General features: G+C 60.3%; 16 protein-coding genes and 1 pseudogene. All 17 read left to right on the top strand.

All coding sequences use genetic code 11. From position 1 onward, the window contains the following. Window positions 1–6: 6 nt before the first annotated feature. The 17 genes and pseudogenes from IPM73_04045 to cynS all read left to right on the top strand — a co-directional run bounded on the left by IPM73_04045 (window position 7) and on the right by cynS (window position 18599). A complete protein-coding gene (locus IPM73_04045; protein ID MBK8917238.1) occupies window positions 7–252 on the top strand; it encodes an IS66 family insertion sequence element accessory protein TnpB in 246 nt (81 codons plus the stop codon). After that, window positions 236–622 carry an IS66 family insertion sequence element accessory protein TnpB gene (tnpB, locus tag IPM73_04040; protein MBK8917237.1) on the top strand — a complete coding sequence of 129 codons (387 nt, stop codon included), beginning with the start codon at window positions 236–238 and terminating at the stop codon, window positions 620–622. The genes IPM73_04045 and tnpB overlap by 17 nt, the downstream gene beginning before the upstream one ends. Next, window positions 619–2208 (top strand): IS66 family transposase, encoded by a 1590-nt coding sequence (locus IPM73_04035; GenBank protein ID MBK8917236.1) that lies wholly within the window; start codon window positions 619–621, stop codon window positions 2206–2208. Before tnpB ends, IPM73_04035 begins: the two co-directional genes overlap by 4 nt. 291 nt (window positions 2209–2499) lie before the next feature. Further along, window positions 2500–3536: pseudogene (locus IPM73_04030) on the top strand (IS630 family transposase). A 220-nt stretch (window positions 3537–3756) separates the two neighbouring features. After that, window positions 3757–5079 carry a hypothetical protein gene (locus IPM73_04025; protein MBK8917235.1) on the top strand — a complete coding sequence of 441 codons (1323 nt, stop codon included), beginning with the start codon at window positions 3757–3759 and terminating at the stop codon, window positions 5077–5079. A gap of 172 nt (window positions 5080–5251) precedes the next feature. After that, a complete protein-coding gene (locus IPM73_04020) occupies window positions 5252–6037 on the top strand; it encodes a hypothetical protein (GenBank protein MBK8917234.1) in 786 nt (261 codons plus the stop codon). 3 nt (window positions 6038–6040) lie between these two features. Further along, the gene (locus IPM73_04015) at window positions 6041–6877 is read left to right on the top strand and encodes a hypothetical protein (GenBank protein MBK8917233.1); all 837 of its coding nucleotides are present in this window, start codon (window positions 6041–6043) and stop codon (window positions 6875–6877) included. A 4-nt stretch (window positions 6878–6881) separates the two neighbouring features. Next, on the top strand, window positions 6882–9371 hold the full coding sequence (locus IPM73_04010) for a hypothetical protein (GenBank protein ID MBK8917232.1): 2490 nt from the start codon (window positions 6882–6884) through the stop codon (window positions 9369–9371). Between the two features lie 25 nt (window positions 9372–9396). Beyond that, complete coding sequence (locus tag IPM73_04005; protein ID MBK8917231.1) at window positions 9397–10497, top strand: caspase family protein; 1101 nt, start codon at window positions 9397–9399, stop codon at window positions 10495–10497. Window positions 10498–10605: 108 nt separating this feature from the next. Further along, window positions 10606–11685 carry a CHAT domain-containing protein gene (locus IPM73_04000; GenBank protein ID MBK8917230.1) on the top strand — a complete coding sequence of 360 codons (1080 nt, stop codon included), beginning with the start codon at window positions 10606–10608 and terminating at the stop codon, window positions 11683–11685. Continuing rightward, window positions 11682–12650, top strand: coding sequence for a hypothetical protein (locus IPM73_03995; GenBank protein ID MBK8917229.1), 969 nt, complete (start codon window positions 11682–11684; stop codon window positions 12648–12650). The genes IPM73_04000 and IPM73_03995 overlap by 4 nt, the downstream gene beginning before the upstream one ends. Then, window positions 12643–14019, top strand: coding sequence for a hypothetical protein (locus IPM73_03990; protein ID MBK8917228.1), 1377 nt, complete (start codon window positions 12643–12645; stop codon window positions 14017–14019). Before IPM73_03995 ends, IPM73_03990 begins: the two co-directional genes overlap by 8 nt. A gap of 355 nt (window positions 14020–14374) precedes the next feature. Continuing rightward, window positions 14375–15040, top strand: a complete 666-nt coding sequence (locus IPM73_03985; protein ID MBK8917227.1) for a DJ-1/PfpI family protein — start codon at window positions 14375–14377, stop codon at window positions 15038–15040. Between the two features lie 24 nt (window positions 15041–15064). Further along, entirely contained in the window at window positions 15065–16444 is a 1380-nt protein-coding gene (locus IPM73_03980; GenBank protein ID MBK8917226.1) for an ABC transporter substrate-binding protein, read from the top strand. A gap of 1 nt (window position 16445) precedes the next feature. Further along, window positions 16446–17285, top strand: a complete 840-nt coding sequence (gene ntrB / locus IPM73_03975) for a nitrate ABC transporter permease (protein MBK8917225.1) — start codon at window positions 16446–16448, stop codon at window positions 17283–17285. 3 nt (window positions 17286–17288) lie between these two features. After that, window positions 17289–18137 carry an ABC transporter ATP-binding protein gene (locus tag IPM73_03970; GenBank protein ID MBK8917224.1) on the top strand — a complete coding sequence of 283 codons (849 nt, stop codon included), beginning with the start codon at window positions 17289–17291 and terminating at the stop codon, window positions 18135–18137. Between the two features lie 18 nt (window positions 18138–18155). Next, on the top strand, window positions 18156–18599 hold the full coding sequence (gene cynS, locus IPM73_03965) for a cyanase (GenBank protein MBK8917223.1): 444 nt from the start codon (window positions 18156–18158) through the stop codon (window positions 18597–18599). Window positions 18600–18658: the final 59 nt, after the last annotated feature.

Below are 18658 nucleotides of genomic sequence, written 5' to 3'. Positions count from 1 at the left end.
GGAACCTTGTTGGCGAAATTCGACGACAGCGGCCTGGGCGTTGCCGCCTTCTGCCGACGGGAAGCGATCAGTGCGGCGAGCCTGTACCGCTGGCGCCGCCTGCTCGGCGAGGGTGGCGAAGTCGTCGGCCGGGAGACGGCGCCGACATTCGTCGATCTCGGTACGCTGAATTCGGTGGCGACACCCCGGCCACGGATCGATCTCAAGCTCGACCTCGGCGACGGCCTGATCCTGCATCTGGTACGCCACTGATGTTCTTCCCCGAAGGCCAAGTCCGGGTACATGTCTATGGCTGCCCGGTCGACATGCGCAAATCCTACGATGGTCTCTACGCCCTGACGCGCCAGGAACTCGGCCAGGACCCCTGAATGGCCGGCTGTTCGTCTTCATCAACCGCCGCGCGACCCAGATGAAGGTGCTCTACTGGGACCGCACCGGCTTCTGCGTGTGGGCGAAGCGGCTCGAACAAGGACGATTCCTCTCCGACTGGCGCCGCGTTACCACCCGGGAAATGGACTGGACCGGACTCAAGCTCCTGCTCGAAGGCATCGAGGCGAAAGTCGTCAAGAAGCGCTACCGGCGGCCTTCTGGCGCCGATGCCTGCGGTATAATCAGGGGATGAGTTCGACGCCCACAAGCCGTGTGCCCAGCCTCGCCGAGGCCGCCACCTTCAGCCCGCACCAGGTCGTCGATCTGGTTGGTTCGCTGAGCCGGGAAGTCGACACCCTCAAGCATCAACTCGATTGGTTCAAGCGCCAGGTCTTCGGCCAGAAGAGCGAACGCCGCCTCATCGACGGGGCCCACGGCCAGATGAGTCTGGGCGAGGCCCTCGACGCGGCGCCGACGCCTTCGCCCCCGCCGCCCGAGCGCCCCGTCGCCGCCCATACCCGGCGAATGGCGGCGAAGAAACCCGACACCGGCGACGACAGCGTGCCCTTCTTCGACGAGACCAGGGTGCCGGTCGAAGTCATCGAACTGGCCGCGCCGGAAGCCGCGGGACTCGCTCCGGAAGACTTCGAGGTCATCGGCCACAAGGAGAGCTTCCGGCTCGCCCAGCGTCCGGGCAGCTATGTGGTGCTCAAGTACCGGCGGCCGGTCATCAAGCTCAAGGCGAGCCAGGCCATCGTCTGCCCGGGCGCGCCGGCCGGCGTCCTCGACGGCAGCCGCGCCGATGTGAGTTTCCTCGCCGGCCTCCTGCTCGACAAGTTCGCCTATCACCTGCCGTTCTACCGCCAGCACCAGCGTCTTGGCGACGCCGGCATCACCGTCAGCCGGCCGTGGCTGACCCAGATCGGGCAGCAGGCCATCGCGCTGCTCGAACCGATCTACGATGCGCAATTCGCCTCGATCCGCGCCTCCCGTGTCAAGGCCATGGACGAGACGCCGATCAAGGCCGGCCGCGCCGGACCCGGCAAGCTCAAGCCCGCGTACTTCTGGCCGGTCTATGGCCAGCTCGACGAAGTGTGCTTCCCGTTCTATGAGAGTCGCCGCATCGAGCACGTCGAAGAGGCGCTCGGCCTGACGCCGGTCGAGCGCGGCGTCCTGCTCAGCGACGGCTATACCGCGTACGCGCACTACACCAACAAGACCGGGCTCACCCACGCCCAATGCTGGGCCCACACCCGGCGCAAGCTGTTCGAGGCGCAGGGCGCCGAACCGGAAGCGGCGGCGCGCGGACTGGACTTCATCAGCGGCCTCTACGCGGTGGAAGCCCACATCCGAGACCAGAAGCTCAATGCGGCGAAGAAGCTCGACTATCGCCTGATGCACGCCAAGCCGATTGTCGACCAGTTCTTCGCCTGGGTGAACCAGCAGTTCGAGGCCCAGGGCCTGTTGCCGAGCAACCCGCTGACCAAGGCCCTGGCCTATGCCCGGGAGCGACGATTCGGGCTGGAGGTCTATCTGACCGACCCGGACGTGCCGATCGACACCAACCACCTGGAGCGCGCCCTACGGGCCATTCCGATGGGTCGGAAAAATTGGATGTTCTGTTGGACCGAGCTCGGGGCCAGACACGTCGGCATCATGCAAAGTCTGATCGTGACCTGCCGCCTGCACCAGATCGATCCCTACGACTATCTGGTCGATGTGCTCCAGCGTGTCGGCCAGCATCCGGCCAGTCAGGTCCACGAACTCACGCCACGGCTGTGGAAGCAGCGCTTCGCCGAAAATCCCCTCCGTTCCCCTTTGCATAGCCTTCAGGCGTAGGAAAGAACGCCCGGTAGTTACCGGTTACGCCCAGGCAGGTAAAGCAAATTTTAATTTTGGCCTATTTTTCCGGTTGACCGTAGCAGGCCGAAAATCCGTTTTGGACGTGGGGCTTGTTTGCGTGATTCTGCTTGTCGGCCTTTGCCGTCGTTGGTCAGAACTGCCGAATTGGGCAGCAGTCCGTTCCTAAGCGGACTTTCAGTCTTGATAGGCCGCGAGCGGTAGATCTTCTAACTATTGACTCGGCACAATAATGCTTGAAATTTATGGGTCAGCCCCCATGTTGGACGAATGGAAAAAGACGACGCAAGATATTCGACACTTGAGCAACTGCACGAACGGCGTAAGCAAGTGGTGCGGCTGCACCGCAAGGGCTACGGCGTAATGCAAATCGTCGAGCTCAGTGGGCTTTCGTATCCGGCAGTTCGGTCTGCGATTGATCGGTATGAAGAAGGTGGCCTTGCTGCCCTCAAGCCGACCAAGCGAGGCAAACGTGCAGGTCAAGGGCGGACGCTGACAGAGGAGCAAGAGGAGGCGATCCGAAAGATCATTTGTGACAAGCGCCCCGAGCAACTGAAGATGGAATTTGCGCTTTGGAATCGTGCTGCGGTCATGCAACTGATCGAACGGGAATATGGCATCAAACTATCGGTACGCGGTGTCGGCAACTATCTGTCGCGCTGGGGCTTCACCCCCAGAAGCCGATCAAGAAGGCCTACGAGCAACGACCGGAAGCCGTGCAAGCCTGGCTCAATGAGCAATACCCGGAAATAGAGAAGCGTGCCAAGGCGGAAGGCGGCGAGATTCACTGGGGCGATGAAACTGCCTTGGTCAATACCGATGTACGCGGTCGCTGCTACGCACCGGCAGGCAAGACGCCGGTCACCTACACGGTAGGCGGTACGCGGCAGAAGCTGTCGATGATTGCGACGGTGACCAATCAGGGCAAAACACGTTGGATGATCATTGACGAGGCGTTCAACTCCGACAAGCTGATCGAATTCCTTGACGCGCTGATCAAGGATGCCGGCAAGAAGGTGTTCTTGATTCTCGACAATTTGCGGGTCCATCACAGCAAACCGGTCAAGGCATGGGCCGCTGAACGTCAGGACAAGATCGAACTGTTCTACCTGCCCAGCTATAGCCCGGAGCTGAACCCTGAGGAGCGTCTCAATGCCGACCTCAAGCATGCCATCGGGACGAAAGTGCCGGTGCGCACCAAGGCCAAATTGAAACTCGCCGCTACCGAACACATGGTCAAACTCGAACAATCACCCGAGCGGGTCAAAAGCTTCTTCCAAGATCCGCGTGTCAAATATGCCGCTTGAAAATTCAAACTTAAGCTGGCCGGATCAATAGCGAACGCGAGCCTCCTCCCCTGAACTACCGCGCTCCTCCTGTTCCACGGCGCTGGCAATTAACGCTGATGTCAACCGTATAAAATTACAAATACCTCGCCGAGATAGAGCGAACAGTGCGCGGGCAGGATGTGTAGAATAAATACAATTATCATTTCGCAACATCACAACATTGGTCGGGAGGCTAGGGGTGGAACAAGAATTTCTGTTGAAGTTTCTTGAGGTCGGAACCATCGACCTCAAAGGCGATGACACAAAACTCGAGAAGCTCCGGCTCACAGCAAAAGACCTGGCAGCCACTCTTCGAAAGACGCCCTCGAAGACCGCCAGCTTCACGATGGTGGCGGCCGACCCCAATGTTGCAGCCACAGATCCAACTGTAGAGGAGGCGATGGCCTCTCTCCGCAAGCAATGGGAGACTGTGGCAAACGCCTTTTCAGGGCGTCCCGTTGGCATTTTGCGAGCCATCCTGCTAGACGCGGTCATCCAGGCGGCTCGTTCGGACGACGCGATTGCGGTGGCCTTCGTCAACACGGCGCGCAATGCGCTGGCCTACTCCGAAACGTCCGACGAAGCTGAGATTTGGCGCGAAGCAGTCAGCGAAATTGAGACGAAGGTCGATGCACGCGCCGAGGCCGAGTGGGCAACGCCGGAGATGATTACGGTCGATCCGTTGCAGTACACGCCGCCAGCTCCTGTGGCAACGACGGACTACGAGTCACCTACTGTCGATCAAAGTGACCTTCTGAAGAAAATCCATTCCGCCGCGGGACCTTGGGGTTCTGATCCGAAAAATCAGTATTCCCCCCATCAGCACCCTCAGCAATGGGCGCAAGAATTTGCAAACAAGATGAGCGTCGCCATCGCGGAGACGTTGGATGGGATGGCTGAGGAGCTTGCGCCAGCCCCCGTCGACCTCTCGAGCCCGCTGGCTACGCTGGCGAAGGCTGTCACATCTCACGTTGAAAAGGCGTTGGCCAGCTTCAGCGGCGCGACGGCAGGTTTGCAGCGCCGCACGAACCTGCTTTGGTGGAAGGAAGCGCTGTATTCCCCGAGTGCTCATGCGAGCTACCTTGACCTGTCACCGTTCGAGGCCTCTGCGTTGATGGCGCTCGATCTACATGAACAAGTGCCAACCTATTCGCCAGCGAGCGTATCAGCCTTTCTACGGGAGACCATCCGCTGCCTTCCGGCTAAAAATGATGACCAAAGCAACGGTGAGCGTGACGTCGCTAGCCTTGTGCGCGACGCCAGGACAAAAGCATTCATGCAGCCTTTCCGCGCGTTGGCTGCTCAGTACGCGCCTGTACCAGTTGGCCGCGGCCCGCTGCTGTCGTTGATTGGGCACGCGCAGGACTCAGGCGCAGTCGACGCTTCGACCCTACTCGCCCTCAGTGGCGTGGACGCTTCCACCAAGATGACTCCGTCCGATTGGGGAACATACCTATTTCGTGAGCTTCAGACCGCACGCGCCACCAGCGACAGCCCTGCCAAGCGGGTAAAGAAGAAGTAAGACTCCAATGAACCGGTGCTCCCACCCCAACTGTTTCGCGGACGACAACACCACCTGCACGCTTGGTCACATCCGGCTCGATATGTGCCCCGAGTGGAAGTGTGGCAGCAAAGGCGAAGTAGCCGCATCGGATGATTCCGACCAAATGCTCCTCCCATGGAGCGGCTTAGCGATGGGAGGGGCAGACCTCAACTTCGTCAGCGGTAAGGTCAAGCCCATCACTGTCGGTATCGTCGGCCCGGAAAGCGCCGGCAAGACGACCATTCTCGGTGCGTTCTATCTGCTGCTGGGTCGAGGTGCACTGACTACTGACGTCAATTTGTTCAGCAACTCTTACACGCTGGCAGGTTGGGAAGCGGTGGCGACCTATCTACGCTGGAAGCCGGGGCTGCCCCCAAGCTTTCCGCCCCACACGCCTAGCGGAGCGGCTCGATCCCCCGGCATGCTTCACCTTGGTTTTCGCCGTGAGGATGGGTCATTACGCGACTTTATTTTTGCAGATGCCCCTGGAGAGTGGTTTCAGAAATGGGCGATCAACGAGCAGGCAGCCGATGCGGAAGGGGCTCGTTGGATTGCCCGACACGCAGACGTCACGCTACTGATTGCAGACCGGCAGGCACTTGCTGGGCCCAAGATGGGGGCCGCTCGAAACGACTTTCAGTTGCTTGCTCTGCGTGCAGTGGCCGAGGCTCGCGGACGGCGTCTGGCACTCGTCTGGACAAAGGGGGACGTAGAAGTGGCACCGGCCATGGAGGCACAGATTAGAAAAGCGGTGGCGTCGGTCTCATCAAGCGTCCCGGAGTTCACTGTCAGCGTGTCCCCCCGTGGTGAGGTCGACGCTGCAGAAGGCTTCCGCGAGCTATTTGGCTGGATTCTTTGCACCAAGCGCGCGGAGGTAGATTTGCCCACGACAGAAGCGTCTGGTCACGACCCGCTATTTCGATCCGGTAGGAGATAGTTGGTGGCTGCTCAACACTCCATCTTGTTGGTCGGCGAGTCGAACGTCGGGAAGACTCATTACGGGGCCCAGTTTTTGAAGCGGCTCATGGTCAAGGCGTGCGCGCTCAAGATGTCTGGCGCTCCAACGAACCTAGAGGCGTTCAATACAGCGCTTAGTTGCCTGACTGAAGGAAAATCAACCGACCACACACCGGCCAACATCTACGTCGAGAGCGTCTGGCCCATTACGGACGAGGCCGGCCACTACGCCGAACTGATTTGGCCGGACTACGGCGGCGAACAGGTTCGTAACCTTGTCACGCAGCGCCGGATCCCGGCCGCTTGGCGCGAGCGCGTGCTCGAAGCCACAGACTGGGTGTTGCTCATCCGACTGCATTCGCTTCGGTCCGAAGACGACCTGTTCTCGCGCCCACTGCAGTCATTCGCTGCGGTTGCCCCCGAGGAAGAGACACCCGCATACGAGCTGTCGGACCAAGCTAGGACAGTTGAGCTCCTTCAAATGCTGCTCTACTTGGCACATTTTCACCTTGACCGGCCGCTTCAAAAGCCTCGCCTGACTGTCTTGCTGAGCTGCTGGGATGAGCTTGAAACGACTGAGCTGCCGGCTGACCTCCTTGCCTCTCGACTGCCAATGCTGTGGTCGTTCGTGCGCAGCAATTGGACATCGCCCACTGTCATTGGCCTGTCGGCCCTTGAACGCGCACTCAGCAAGACGGATGCGGACCTGGAGTACGCAACCCGCGGCCCCGAAGAGTTCGGCTACGTGGTTCTACCCAACGGTGTAAAGAACAACGACATTACCCTGCCGATCCAACGCTTGATGGCCGAGGGGACCTGAGCGAATGCGAGTCGAGCAGGCCGTCTATGGCGAGGTCCCAGGCCGCGGTCACGGACTCCGAGCGTCGAGTTCGGATGTGCCCATAGCCGCGGCCATCGCATCAAAGCTTGACCTGCCAGATGCAGTGCCCCCAGGTGTCCAGGCTTGGTCGCCGTTCGTTCGCGGTTTTCCCATCGACGATCACTACGTTCTCGCTCGCACGTTCCTGGATTCAAGCGCGTCGCGCGGCGGCATGGTGCTGACTCACGCGCTCATCGTCAGCTTGGACGATATGTGCGAGGTTGGGAGCCTGGCCGCGTTGTTTGGCTGGCTGGCTCCCTCGGCCACAGACTGCTCCGGTTCGGTGGCAACGCTTGAGCTTGACACTGCCGGCAGCACCCACGCGCCGGCCCCTGACCTGATCGGCACGGCCAACGCGTTAGCAGCCCAAGGACCAACTCCAGTTGTCCGACTGGGCGTCGAGGGATTCGAACACCTCGTCGATTCACTGTGGAGAAACCTCTGGCCGGCCTTAAGGCGAAACTTCGCGTTCAGGCTGAGCTTCGGTCCGAACGACGTGGTTGAGCAACCCACGCCGGCGCTCGTATGCACGCCCGAGCAGCTCCAAGCTCGCTGGACGAAGCACTGCGTAGTCAAGCCTGACGATCAAACCTCGGAATCTGAATCCGCAGGGGTTCTCTGTGGCCAGCGTGACGTGAAGCCAATCCTGGCTCTCGCCGAGGATCTGGGCCTTGAAGTAAGTACGCTGAAGGAACTGAGCAGGCTTGAGCGGCTGCACAGCCTCCGCTCTGGCGGCGAAAGCTTCGATGATCTGCTGACTGCCATACGCTTGGCAGACGGCCTCTCAAATCAGCCGACGCTCGGCGCAAGTGTCAAGGACGAGCTCCTCGGTCGGTTCACGGCCTTGATTCCAAGCGCAGGCTGCAAGCAGTTACTGCCAATGAGGAATTTGGCGCTCTCTGGTTTTGCCAACACGCGATCGCTGTGGTCGGCCGTTGAGCTCCTCGTCAGCAACCTCGGAGTTGCGCCAGAGGACGACAGTGACTTAATGGAGATGGTCGTGGCGGCGGTTAATGAGGATCTCGCATTGCCGCCGTGGCGAGCTGCGGTGATGGCCGGCTTATCGTCTGCCGCTCGTCTAGACAAGCCCGACATTTTCCAAGCAGTCTGGAGATGGGCCGAGCGTAGCCAAGTGGCGTTCGCCACGGCCGTAGGCACCCTACCGGCTGACGCGGCAGTTGAGCAGCGGCTGGCGGCGGAAGTTCCCAGAATGCTTCACGTTACGACTACGCCGGCCCTGCTCGCGCCGCTGCTGAAGAAGCGCTGGCTGATCGCGTACGGCGCCGTAATGGCGTCAACGCTGCCCCCCCTTGATGCCGCAAGTCAGCAGCTCAAGGTGGACAAGGATCCAGGCCACAGCGCCGGTTTGCGGTCAGCCCTTCGGTACGCGAGTCCTACCCAGACGTTGGAATGCGCACTCGCGCATAAGGACTTGCGCTTGGTCGAATTGTGCGCAGACCTGGCCGCTGCCCACCCTCAGATCCTGTCTAACATCCGCTGCGACGATATCACCGAGCAAAAGGTCTGGGGCGCTGCGATTGGTAAGAACTCTTCCCTGTGGAACGCACCTAGCAATGCCATCAGTCTTCGCGACACCGTAGTAGCTCAACTCGCCGAAGGACGGCCCGTCGACACCGGCCTACTCGAGGCGCTTGCAATGACCCCCTTGGCTGACCTCAGCGCCACCCCGGAGCGGGCGCGGCTGTGGTCGCTTCTGCCCGCTTCGCAGAGTGATCACTACCTACAGACGACCGCAACCGGCTGGCTGGAACTTGCTGCGCAAGGGGCGGTGATGCCCCCCCCCGAAGCCGAGCTTGAGCGAGTGATCATGTCGAGTTCGAGCTTGCAGTCGGTTCTTGAAAGGTCATCGGTGACGGTTGATGCACGGCTCTCAATTGTCAGTGCCCTTCCGTCGTTCCGCGAAGAGGTGTTCATCACATGGCTGAACAACCTCTTGAGGAGCGTTCGCATTCTTTCTCATACGGATTCCGAGCGGCTGGGAACGCTTGTGGCGTCCCGACATTGGGAGCGCGTGGCCAAACATCTTTCGGACCGTCTTGCCGACCATCGTCCAGATCTCATGCCAGGGCTACGGCTGTGCGCAGACTTGCTTAGCTTTTATACACGTTGGAAGCTTGAAATCTCAAAACCAAGCGCGGCTGATAAGTTGGAAGCCTTTGAAGATGAAGCCCGTGAACTCTATCCAAGCGGTCCGGATAGCGGCGAACTCTGGTCACGCGCAGGAGGCAAAAATTCCGACCTGCCGGGACGATCCGAAAACGGGGCGACGCGTTGGCACGCCGCGTTGAACTCAATCCGTTACGGTGGCCGTCCGAGTAGGCGCGATCTCCTTAAAGTGATGTGCCAAGATTTCCCGTTGAACGAAAAACTTCGCCTATATGCCACTGACACGGATATCGTTGGCTGGTACTGACGCCTCACCTAACCATCGTTGAAACATGCCCCCGACTGGCTATCCTCAAGGCCACGCCTTTCTTATTGGCGTAGCGCACTACCAGAAAATCTCCAGCCTACCCGCTGCGATCCTGAACGACGTCAACGACGTGGCCGCAACGCTGTCGTCGCCTAACTACTGTGCTTATGCTCCGGCAAACGTCGTCACTCTCTTGGACGAATATGCTACTCGGGCAGCTATATTGAAGGGCTTAGACGAACTTGCTGCTCGGGCAGGTCCTGATGACACGGCCTGCGTTTTCTTCTCCGGTCACGGTGGCGTCGTTGGCGGGCCCGGCCATGAGGACAGCGTGCTTGCGACCGTAGATAGCGACCTCGCTGACATTGAAAACACATCCATTAGCTCGGATGTGTTAGCGGCTGCATTGTCGCGAATTAAGGCGAAACGACTGCTGGTCTTCATTGACGCTTGTCATGCTGGGGGGGCTGCAATCTCGAAGAGTTTGTCCGATGGCAAGGGCCACAATCTCAAATCTGGCTATAGCCCAAACACCTTCGCGAAGCTGGCAGTTGGAAGCGGGCGTGCGCTGATGGCATCGTGTCGTGCTGACGAAGAGTCCGCCGTGTTTAACGGGGCGAGGAACAGCGTTTTTTCGACTGCACTGCTTGCGGGTCTCCGTGGGGCCGCCGACAAGAGCGCCAGCGGCTTCATCAAGGTCTTTGACCTGTTTAACTACGTCTCCGAAGAGGTGCCCAAACTAATCCCAGACGACCAGCACCCAATTTTTAAGGCTGACAACCTTGAAGGGAACTTCGCTGTCGCTCTGAGTCAAGGCGGGAAGAAGTCGCCGAACAGTCCCGAAACAACGCCAACGGTGCAAGAGGAGGATTCTTGGTTAGTGTTAGAGAAGCTCCTAGTCGACCTCTACCCATTTGGACCGCGGGACCAGGAAGTGTGGAGCCGCGCAGGCGGTGACTTGTCCCGCCTCCAGTTTCGCCCCACCGGTCAGGCTGCTTGGCATGCAGCGCTTCGCACGCTAAAACAGGGCGGCGGAGGTAGGAGTATCAACTTCGGCAGCTTGCTTAGAACAGCCAAGGAAGACTTTTCGAACCATCCGCAGTTGTCGATGCTGCATGTGCCTTGAGCGAGACGGCTTTAGCATAATCGCCTGGGCCATACAGCATCTGCATTCGTCAGTACCAAGCTCAATAACCGCGCCAGCGAGGTGCGCCCGAAGCAACGATTGGAGCGTATGGATCTGTTCTTACTAAATGGTTTTGTTGCCGACCAAGCGCTGGTTGTTGCTCGTCGTGGGCCCGATACCGCTGTTACCAAGCTAGATTTAGCTCATGCTGAGCTTCAGGAGTTCATCGATTTTACGGAACGCATCGAGCAAGTGGCACTTGGGGGCGCGCGTCCAACGGTAGCCGAGCTCGATGACATCGGCACGCGCCTCTTTGACCACATCTTTCAGGGTGAGGTCCTTCGCCTCTACAACCGCGTTCCGACAGTGAACTTCAGCATCCAGATTGCGACAGACGATCCGAAGGTTCAACGCATCCCTTGGGAGTTCATCCGACCCCACGACAGGTTGGCTGTGCCCCACCGTGACCGCTGTGTTGTTCGTGTACTTCCTATTTGCGCGCCAGCGGATCCGGCGCCGGCGAAGTCGCTGAAAAAGTTGAAGGTCTTGCTAGCGGTCGCGGACCCCATAGACCAGGCGGGGGTCACGTGGCATGACGTCGAATCATCCATCCGCAGGGCATTCGAGGCTCAAACGGAGGGCTTGGCAACGCTCAAAGTCATACCTGGGGCAACGAGCCGGGCACTTCGCAAAGCGCTGGAAGAACAGTCCTACGACGTCTTCCATTTTCTCGGCCATGGATGCATTGTTGGAGGAGAAGGACGGCTGGTTCTCGTCGATGTCGCGACGAAGAAGTCAGACTTCATGACCGCCAGGCAGGTCGCATCAGCGCTGTCAGGTCAGAACTTGCGCCTGGTGATCCTTAGCGCTTGCCTAAGCGGGGCTGGCGACATCAGGGATGACTTTGGTCCGGTCGCCAATGCACTGATAAGCAGTGGAATTCTCGCGGTGGTAGCCAACCAAACCTCGATTCCGACCAAGTCGGTCGCTCCGTTCGTTGGTGCTCTTTACCAGAGGCTCCTTCGGGACGGAAATATCGATGCGGCTGTAATGTCTGGGCGCGTGGCACTGCAGGATGAACTGCGGAAGACCATCCCATTGAACAGTGCGGTGGTCGAGTGGGGAATTCCGGCTCTATACAGATTGCCAGGGGGCGCACAACTGTTTACGCCGCGGGGAGAAGTATGATGAAGCCAAAGAATCCGTTTAGCATCGTCAACCGCCCAGTCCAGTTGACTGCTTCGCGCAAGATTGCGGAATCGTCCGTGAGCGCTGCGCTGAAGCGGCAGTCGAAGACGTTAGCAATAGATCGGATCCCTCCAGGCCTGATGGAGGCGCTGGTCTCGAAATCGAGCACCGTGGATACTTTATCCAGAGCCAAGCCAGTCAAGCAACGTAAGACCAAGTCCGTGACCGCGACACCTGCTGTACTCCCAGCGGGCGTAGTCAAGGTTATCGAGCGGGCAGCGAATGGAAACGTTGCGTCGACTGTGGGAGTGCTTGATCTGGGCTCCTGGGTTTCTAGGCTACCAAAGCTCTTGAAGGTGATGAATGAGAGCCAAGACTCTTTGGTCTTCCTTGAGATTCAAACTTCAGTGCCAGCCGGACTCATCAAGACGAAGGAACCGCTTGAAAAATGGGCGGTGACGCTGCTCGGCCGGCCGCTAAAAAAGAAGGAATCCAGTGACTTGTTTCGCAACATGCTTGCCGACGAGTTCTTCTATTTTGCTGAGTCGGTTCGAGTGCAGAACAAGCTTGATCAAATCGTTGGTCTGACGCCAGCGATGATTGCCTTTGAGGACGAAGACGGGCCGTGCTGGAATTACTTCTCGGTTGGGAGAGACAAGGCATCGGTGATCTCCACTTTCGACCTTCGAGAGTACGCCGCACGCGCTGGCAAGCCGTACGAGGCGGCTGTGGGGATGCTGATAGCAGCCCAGGTTCTCGCTCTTCGAAACGACATGAAATACCACGACGAGACGCGTGGGTGCATTTTTGACTTCGACGCCAACCGCGCAGACCTGGTCGAGAGTATTCGAGGAATGCATATCGACGCTGAGTGCTTGAAGTGCTTCAAGGATCAGGATGAGGCGAAGAGCGCGAAGAGCCTGATCATGGCACTTGCACGCATGAAGGAGACACAACGTGGCTGAAACTGTCGTTTTCGTTCCCGGCATCATGGGATCGCAGCTCTACCTCGAAAATGACATCATCTGGCCTGGCACTCCGGCTGAGTTGCTGTTCCCGTACCAGAAGATGGGGCAACTACTGAACCCGAACCTGCGGGTCGGAGACATCATTCGCTCGGTTTCCATCGCCAACCAATACGCCAGCCTGATTGCAGCTTTCAAGCAGTGCGGATTTGACGAAAAAGCCACCCCAGCGACGCTGATCGTCTGCCCATACGACTGGCGAAAGGACAACAGGCTGGCTGCTGAGCTCCTAGCTGAGCACGTCAAGAAGCTGCGCGTCGATCATGGTGTCGACGTCGTTATCAACATCGTCGCGCATTCGATGGGAGGCTTAGTAGGCCGCTACTTCCTTGAGTCTGGCATCTACACCGAAGCGAACTGCCAGGGATTTGAGCAGGTTCGTCGGTTGATTACCATCGGCACGCCTCATCGGGGAGCACCTTTGGCGCTATGCGCCGCGATGGGGCAAATCAAACGTCTCTTTCTGAACGCACAGCAGGTAAAGCAGATCGCTGATAAGGATGACTTCCCTGCGCTCTATCAGCTGATGCCTCCGAAGAGCGAACCTTACCTTTGGAACACGGATCCGGAGGCGAGGCTTGAGCCAGCAAACCTCTACGAGGATGACACTGCGAAGGTGCTAGGTCTGAACGCCAAGAATCTTGCTTCGGCAGAAGCGTTTCACTCGGCCTTGGATACAACGAAGAAGCCCAAGGGCATTGTGTATTTCTGCTTCATCGGTACGAGGCAAAACACCATTTGCAACGTGCAAGGCAATTTTGCGTTCAAGGATGGAAACGGGAGGGCCTATGTCAACGGCCCCAGACCTGAAGGCGTGGACATAGCTGACGGCGGGGATGGGACGGTTCCGAGTTGGAGCGCGTCCATCGCCGGAATGCAACAGCTTGCGGTAGGCGGAGACCATGGCACCTTGTACAAGACCCCCGAGGTATTGCGCACGCTCGGTGCATTACTGGGTAAGCAAGGCGTGTTGTCGTCTGAGATTAGGCCTGACCACGTGCGGATCAGCATGCGCGATGAGGTTGTATCACCGCAGTCCAAGCAACCCGTTGTGCTGTTCTTCAACCAACCAACGGGACATCTCGACGTCGAAATTGTTGTGGTCAAGCTTACGGGCAGTGACGGCAATGAGTTGGCGGCTCCATCGGTCATCAGCCGAATGCCTGTGAGTTACGACGGCGCCCCGATAGATACGCTTGGGCTGACCATTGATGCCCCTCAGTTCGCAGGCGTCTATGAGTTCGACATCCAAGTGAAGGGCATTAGCGTAGTTGAGAACCACGCAAAGTTGATTGTGCAGTTGGACTAGCCGGCTGTTGAAATACTGAATCGCCACGCCAATTCTGGACAGCGGGGCGGACAGCTTTGCTATCCAGAGCAGTCAGTTTCATGAGTGGGATCGAACGTCAGCAAAGGCCGACAACCAGACCGACAGCCTATCCCCCGACCAAATTCCAATTTCGACCATTTTTCCCGGTCGACCGTAGCATTCCCGCCCCACCCCGCCGCCCAGCCCAATCCGCCCATGTAGTGCGCCCCCTACAAGCGAATCACATTTGTCGTGATACACGACAAACCCGCATTCCCCGAATATCACTCCCAACAGGCAGTCGCTTTCAGCACTTGCGGCGGCTGGCTGAATCTTCTCTACCGGGGGGCGTTCCATGGCGCGCAAGGCGGGTTTCAGGCTGGGCATCTATGTCTTCAAGGATGCGGAGATCGTCGATTACGCGGCGCCGGCCGGGGTTTTTTCGGTGGCGCGGCGGCTGGATCCGGAGCTGGATACCTTCCTGATCGCCGAGGCCATGCGGCCGGTGCAGACCCAGGCGGGCTTTACCGTGGTGCCCAACTACGCCTTTGCCGACGCGCCGGCCATGGATGCCTTCCTGATCCCCGGCGGTTTCGGCACGCGACAGGAGATGCATAACGCCAACCTGCACCGCTACATCAGGGGCCTGGCGCCGGATTGCCTGCTGACCAGCGTGTGCACCGGTTCCTGGATCTACGCCCGCATGGGCCTCCTAGATGGCCTGCCGGCCACCAACCGCAAGGAGCCGGATCGGCTGGAGGCTTCCCACATGGGCAAGACGCCCATCGACCGCCTGGCGGAGATGGCACCGGCCTGCCGGGTGAGCCGCGCCCGCGTGGTGGATGCCGGGCGCATCGTCACCGCCGGCGGCATCGCCTCGGGCATGGAGATGGGCTTTCACCTGCTGCGCCGGGCCGGCTACGACGAGGATTTCATCCACGACGTGGCCCGCGTCATGGAATACCACCGGGCCTACGAGCTCTACCGGCACGACATCGAATTTCACGAACCCGCCCTTTGACCTCATTTCCAGAAGGAGATCGCCATGTCTGCTTTCAAGGACCCGTTCAGCGACGGCATCAAACTCGGCAGTTGTTCCTGCGGCAAGCACGCTTCCCAGGCCGCGCACGACGCGGCCCAGGCCCGGGCTGCCGACCTGCCCATCGAGGCCAATGAGGAGGCGCTGAACCGCCGCACCCTGGAATCGGCCATCATGCGCGCCGTCTTCCCGGATGATGGCGAGCGCCGCCGCTTCCTGCGCGCCGTGGGTCGTTCTACCGCGCTGGCGGCCCTTTCCAGCTTCTTTCCCCTCGGCGCCCTGGAAGCCATGGCCCAGGAAAAAGGCCCCCTGGAAAAGAAGGATCTCAAGATCGGCTTCATCCCCATCACCTGCGCCAGCCCCCTGCTGATGGCCGACCCGCTGGGCTTCTACAAGGCCCAGGGCCTCAATGTGCAGGTGGTCAAGACCGCCGGCTGGGCGCTGATCCGCGACAAGGTACTCAACCGGGAATACGACGCCTCCCACATGCTGGCCCCCATGCCCATCGCCATGAGCATGGGCATCGGCTCCAATCCCATGCCCCTCAACGTGGCCACCATCCAGAACACCAACGGCCAGGCCATCACCCTGCACGTCAAGCACAAGGACAAGCGCGATCCCAAGCAGTGGAAGGGCTTCAAGTTCGCCGTGCCCTTCGAGTATTCGATGCACAACTTCCTGCTGCGCTACTACGTGGCGGAGCACGGCCTGGACCCGGACAAGGACATCCAGATCCGCGTCGTGCCGCCGCCGGAGATGGTGGCCAACCTGCGGGCCGGCAACCTGGACGGCTACCTGGGCCCCGACCCCTTCAACCAGCGGGCGGTGTTCGACGAGGTGGGCTTCATCCACATCCTCTCCAAGGAAATCTGGGACGGCCACCCCTGCTGCTCCTTCGGCGTGCCGGCCGACTTCGTCAAGCAGAACCCCAATACCTTCGCCGCGCTGTACCGCGCCATCCTCACCGCCGCCAAGATGGCCCGCGACCCGAAAAACCGGCCCATCATGGCCGAGGTGCTGTCGCCCCCCAGCTACCTGAACCAGCCCAAGACGGTGCTGGAACAGGTGCTCACCGGCAAGTTCGCCGACGGCCTGGGCAGCGTGCAGAACGTGCCCACCCGCGCCGACTTCGACCCCTTCCCCTGGTATTCGATGGCGGTGTGGATCCTCAGCCAGATGAAGCGCTGGGGCTACATCAAGGGCGACGTGAATTACAAGGAGATCGCCGAACGCGTCTACCTGCTCACCGACGCCAGGAAGCGCATGGCCGAAATCGACATGCCGGCGCCCAAGGAGGGCTACGCCAAGTTCAAGGTCATGGGCAAGGAGTTCGACCCCATGAAGGCCGAGGCCTACGTCAATTCCTTCGCCTTGAAGCGGAGCTGAGATGGCGCGGGAGCACTGGAAAAGCTTGCTGCTGTCGGCGCTGCTGCTGGTGCTCTTCCTGGGGGCGTGGTTCGTCGCCACCCAGCCCAAGGAGAGCGCCCAGCAGGCCGCGGCCCAGGACGAATACGCCGCCCTGATGGGCAAGGGCGCCGCCAAGTCGGGGGGCTTTCCGCCGCCCCAGGAAATCGGCAAGGCCATCGTCACCCACCTGTCCGACCCCTTCAAGGACAACGGCCCCAACGACAAGGGCATCGCCATCCAGCTCGGCCATTCCCTGGGCCGTGTCGGCCTGGGATTTGCGCTGGCCATTCTGGTGGCGCTGCCCCTGGGCTTCACCATCGGCATGTCGCCCCTGCTCTACCGGGCCCTGGACCCCTTCATCCAGGTCCTGAAGCCCATATCGCCCCTGGCCTGGATGCCGCTGGCCCTGTACACCATCAAGGATTCTGACCTCTCGGGCATCTTCGTCATCTTCATCTGCTCCCTGTGGCCCATGCTCATCAACACCGCTTTCGGCGTCGCCAACGTGCGCCGCGACTGGCTCAACGTCGCCCGCACCCTGGAAGTGCGACGCCTCAGGAAAGCGCTGACGGTGATCCTGCCCGCCGCCGCGCCCACCATCCTGACCGGCATGCGCATTTCGATGGGCATCGCCTGGCTGGTCATCGTCGCCGCGGAGATGCTGGTGGGCGGCACCGGCGTCGGCTACTTCGTGTGGAACGAGTGGAACAACCTGGCCCTGCCCAACGTGATTTTTGCCATTCTGGTCATCGGCGTCGTCGGCATGATCCTCGACCGCTGCTTCGCCGGCTTGCAGAAGCTGGTCAGCTACACGGAGTAAGCCATGGCCTTCCTGCATGTGGAAAACCTCGCCAAGGCCTACCCGGGCAACGACGCGCCGGTGTTCGAGAACGTCAATTTCACCCTGGAGAAGGGCGAATTCGTCTGCATCATCGGCCACTCGGGCTGCGGCAAGACCACCATCCTCAACGCCCTGGCCGGGCTGGAAAGCGCCAGCGGCGGCGACATCACCATGGACAGCCGGGAAGTCGTCGGGCCGGGGCTGGATCGCGGCGTCGTCTTCCAGAGCCACGCGCTCATGCCCTGGATGAGCGTCATCGACAACGTCAAATTCGGCGTCCGCTCCCGCTGGCCGGACTGGAGCAAGGCAGAGGTGGAGGCCCAGGCCGCCAAGTACCTGGAAATGGTTGGTCTCGGCCACGCCCTGCACAAGAAGCCCTCCATGCTCTCCGGCGGCATGAAGCAGCGGGTCGGCATCGCCCGGGCCTTCGCCATCCAGCCCAAGATGCTGCTGCTCGACGAACCCTTCGGCGCCCTCGACGCCCTGACCCGCGGCACCATCCAGGACGAACTGCTCAAGATCGTCCAGGCCACGGCGCAGACGGTGTTCATGATCACCCACGACGTGGATGAGGCGATCCTGCTTTCCGACCGCATCCTGCTCATGAGCAACGGCCCCCGCGCCCGTATCGCCGAAATCGTCGAAGTGACCCTGCCCCGCGGCCGCACGCGGCACGACATTCACCACGACCCGCGCTTTTACCGCATCCGCAACCATCTGGTCGATTTTCTGGTCAGCCGGTCGAAAGACCCCAGGCCGGCCGGCCAGACCCATCCTCCGGTCGTCCGCCCCGGCGAAGACGAACCGGCCCCCGCCCCCATCGCCGCTTAATTTCACAAGGAGAGCGCCATGAACCGCGAAGAAGTCACCGACCTGATCGTCACCCAGAAGATCAAGAAGAAGCTCACCTGGGCCCAGCTGGCCGAAGTGGTGGGCCACAGCAAGGAATGGAGCACCGCCGCCCTGCTCGGCCAGATGACCCTCACCGAAGCCCAGGCCAAGGCCGTGGGCGCCGCGCTTGATTTGCCGCAAGAGGCCGTCACCCAGCTCCAGGTCGTGCCCTACAAGGGTTCGCTGCCCACCGCCGTGCCCACCGACCCGCTGATCTACCGCTTCTACGAATTGATCAACGTCTACGGCACGACCTTCAAGTCCCTCATCCACGAGGAATTCGGCGACGGCATCATGAGCGCCATCGACTTCAACATGGACCTGACCCGGGAGCCGGACCCCAAGGGCGATCGCGTGCGGATCACCATGAGCGGCAAGTTCCTGCCCTACAAGACGTATTGAGGTCCCTCCCCGGAAAATCGGGGACGCACGACAAAACGGCCGGAGATGGGTGCGCCGAA

The organism is Betaproteobacteria bacterium (assembly GCA_016720065.1).
Classification (GTDB): Bacteria; Pseudomonadota; Gammaproteobacteria; order Burkholderiales; family Rhodocyclaceae; genus SSSZ01.
Note: the sequence above shows the minus strand (reverse complement) of the source record. Positions and strands in the feature narration are given on the sequence as shown.

Bases quoted from the DNA above. Each gene is read 5' to 3' on its own strand.
- IPM73_03980 (MBK8917226.1), top strand. From the start codon at position 15,065: ATGTCTGCTTTCAAGGACCCGTTCAGCGACGGCATCAAACTCGGCAGT.
- IPM73_04035 (MBK8917236.1), top strand. From the start codon at position 619: ATGAGTTCGACGCCCACAAGCCGTGTGCCCAGCCTCGCCGAGGCCGCC.
- ntrB (MBK8917225.1), top strand. From the start codon at position 16,446: ATGGCGCGGGAGCACTGGAAAAGCTTGCTGCTGTCGGCGCTGCTGCTG.
- IPM73_03985 (MBK8917227.1), top strand. From the start codon at position 14,375: ATGGCGCGCAAGGCGGGTTTCAGGCTGGGCATCTATGTCTTCAAGGAT.
- cynS (MBK8917223.1), top strand. From the start codon at position 18,156: ATGAACCGCGAAGAAGTCACCGACCTGATCGTCACCCAGAAGATCAAG.
- IPM73_04000 (MBK8917230.1), top strand. From the start codon at position 10,606: ATGGATCTGTTCTTACTAAATGGTTTTGTTGCCGACCAAGCGCTGGTT.
- IPM73_04020 (MBK8917234.1), top strand. From the start codon at position 5,252: ATGGGAGGGGCAGACCTCAACTTCGTCAGCGGTAAGGTCAAGCCCATC.
- IPM73_03995 (MBK8917229.1), top strand. From the start codon at position 11,682: ATGATGAAGCCAAAGAATCCGTTTAGCATCGTCAACCGCCCAGTCCAG.
- IPM73_04005 (MBK8917231.1), top strand. From the start codon at position 9,397: ATGCCCCCGACTGGCTATCCTCAAGGCCACGCCTTTCTTATTGGCGTA.
- IPM73_04010 (MBK8917232.1), top strand. From the start codon at position 6,882: ATGCGAGTCGAGCAGGCCGTCTATGGCGAGGTCCCAGGCCGCGGTCAC.
- IPM73_03970 (MBK8917224.1), top strand. From the start codon at position 17,289: ATGGCCTTCCTGCATGTGGAAAACCTCGCCAAGGCCTACCCGGGCAAC.